Annotated in this window: 1 protein-coding gene; it reads left to right on the top strand. The window is 61.5% G+C overall.

What is annotated here, in order from left to right:
- Positions 1 to 959 precede the first annotated feature (959 nt).
- Positions 960 to 2,219: a helix-turn-helix domain-containing protein gene (locus AB0C34_RS31475; protein WP_357081075.1), complete on the top strand. Its 1,260-nt coding sequence runs from the start codon at positions 960 to 962 to the stop codon at positions 2,217 to 2,219.
- The last annotated feature ends 623 nt before the right edge of the window (positions 2,220 to 2,842 follow it).

Raw genomic sequence — 2,842 nt, 5'->3', positions numbered from 1 at the left:
ACCATCAACGAATCCAGCTCAGCCACCAGCCGATCCAACATCACCCGACAGGTCTACCAGCACCAATCCACGCGAGTGACGTTGCAGTATTAAGAGAGTTGGGGGTACGAGGTGATCGCGCCGAGCGCGGGTGACAAACCTGACAAGGTCGACAAGTTGCGAGCGATCTGAAGCGCTCTCGATGCCTCTGAGCTGTTGAAATGCTGACCTGGCGAGGTCGGCGCGATTACGCTCGCTGTCGTATTGAGTAGTCACGATGAGCGTAATCGCACCGAATTGGATTTCGTGTGATTGGCGGGGGCGTGTCGCGGCCAGCATCTCGCCTCTGGTAAAGGAGTATGCGCAGGGTATGCAGCGCAGTCCATCAAGGCCGACTGACGCCAACGCCAGCATCGTGGCTACCAGCCTGTTTGTGTTGGGACCAGTACTCGCCAACGCCAGCAAACGCTGGAAAGGGTGTTCATCAACATGGTGATCAGTGGGCTGCACTCCTATGCGGGACTGAACTGATCGGGCTCGACCCGCGTATCCGTCGTATCGCTCGCCTGGAGTGCTGGAGCGTGCGCCGAGGACTGGAGTTACGCCACCACTGACCGCAGTTGGCCCGGAAGACCCGGACATGTTGCGGGCCGGGTCTTCCCGCTTATTCCCAGAAGGCGGTACGCCATCGCCGTCAATGGACAGTGGCCGCTGACAAGAATGCCGACCAGCGGACGGCGCTCTCGCCACCGCCATGACATTGTTGTCCGCGATCGCCGGAAAACATTGCTGCGCAGGCAAAGTCGTTATCACGTTTTTCCGGCGGCCATGCGCGCGGACCATCCGCGGGCGATGCCCTCGCCGGGTCCGCGATGCCTATTCCGACGTCGACCGCTGCCGAATCCGCACCTGCACCGCACCGGCGGATGTACGGTTTGCTGGTTTCGCGTCGTGCTGGTGACGCGGTGGGAGGTAAGGGTGTGGGCCGAAATGGTGACGAGATCGTTCGCGCGGTGGTGCGGCAGGTTCTTCGGAATCGCGAAGGTCTGATCGGCGACTTCTGCGCGGTGATGCGGGCACAGGTTCGGACCTTTGATTTCGACGCGCGAATGCGCGGACTGCTCGAGGCGGGCGCGACCGAGAACGTCCTAGCGGTGCTGAATTTCATGCGAAACGACACACCGGCGGAAGACGCGCGGGCCCCCTTCAGTGTGCTCGAGTATGCCAGCGAACTGGCTCGACGAGATATACCGGTGTCGACACTGCTTCGGCCATATCGGCTCGGGCACGCTCGGTTCACCGATTCTCTGATGCGGTGCGCGGTGGAGCTGGCAGGTAAGGAGAGCGTTTGCGCCATAATCCAACTGGTCAACCGGACGACGTGCTATGCGGACCTGGTGTGCGAGCAGGTCGAGACGGTGTACGACCGAGAACGAGACCGTTGGGTAAGCAGCCGCGGCGGCCGGCGCCGCCGATGGCTGACGCAGGTACTTGCCGGATCGGCGACGGATGTCGATCAGGCCGAGGCGATATTGGACTATTCGTTGACCGGCATCCACGTCGCCGCTACCGCGTGGACGGATTCGTCGGTCTCGTCGCACGATGCGGTAGTCGTTCTGGACGACCTTCGCGCGGTACTGTCAACAGCTTTGAACAGTTTCGAGCAGACGTTGACTGTGCCGCTAGGCGCAGGTGAAGTGCGGCTGTGGATGTCGGTCCCGGACAGCGTCGAGGTCGATGTGGCCGAAATCGACCGCGCGGTGTCGGCGAAAGCCTTGCCGGTGCGGGTGGCGATCGCGGAGCCGGCGGCTGGCCTGGCGGGCTTCCGTCGCGGCACCTGGCAGGCCGACCGTGTTCGCGCTGTTGCGGTGATCGCGGGTGATAAGGCTCCGCGGGTGGTTTCCTACCCTCAGGTGGCCTCGATAGTGTTGATGGTCGGCGATATGGCACGGCTTCGCGCATTCGTGGCGGAATACCTCGGCGAGCTGGTCGTGGATGACCCGCGGAACTTGTGGCTCCGCGAAACCTTGCGGGTGTTCCTGGCGAACAATCGCAGCTATATGGCGGCCGCACAGGAAATGACAGTGCACCGCAACACGATCCAGTACCGGGTACAGAAAGCACTGGAATTGGCGGGGCACACCTTCGGTAACCGGGATCGCACCCTTGACCTGCAACTTGCCCTGCATGCTGCACACTGGCTGGGTGCGGCGGTGCTGCGCTCACCGTCGGCGGGCTGACCGTCAACGCGGTCGCGCGGGCCGTTTGCCGCACTCCTCGCGACCAACTCTGCTGCGCCCCAGCACTTCCCGTGCGCTACGCACAAAAATATCTGCGAATTCTTGCGGGATTTCGTGCGCATCCACGATAGCTCCCATCGCGATGCCGTCGTAATGTGTGACACATCTGCTTCGGCCCGGGCGCGCAAGGAGAGCATCATCGAAGACGCCGCGTAGGGGGTAATGGTGCGGCCGAGGACGGCATCCCCGACCAGAAGTCCGAACCTGAAACCACCAGCTAGATTCACATGTCATTCACGCTGGCTATGACCGAGAATGGCACGTCCCATCCGTGTCGTAGCCTCCGAAGTTTGTGGGGTTCAGCTGTTTTGGGAAGCGTATGGCCCAGATGGGTATCGGCATCGCCTGTCTCGTCACGCGCACAACACTTCCCATTTCTTTCCCATGCTGTCGAGGTCTCGGACTGCCCGAGTGCCGTGCCTGTCATGTCTTCCCGACTTCGGGCCCGAACACCTTATACCCGCCCGACTTCGGTCCCAAACGTTGTTGTAGTCGTTCGAATGTGTCGAGGACTGTTATGAAGCCGCATTTTGTTGTTATTCATCGTTGGCGTGACTGTTACG

The sequence above is a fragment of the Nocardia sp. NPDC049220 genome, from assembly GCF_040647855.1.
Classification (GTDB): domain Bacteria; phylum Actinomycetota; class Actinomycetes; order Mycobacteriales; family Mycobacteriaceae; genus Nocardia.
This window is presented reverse-complemented; position numbering and strand designations above follow the sequence as displayed.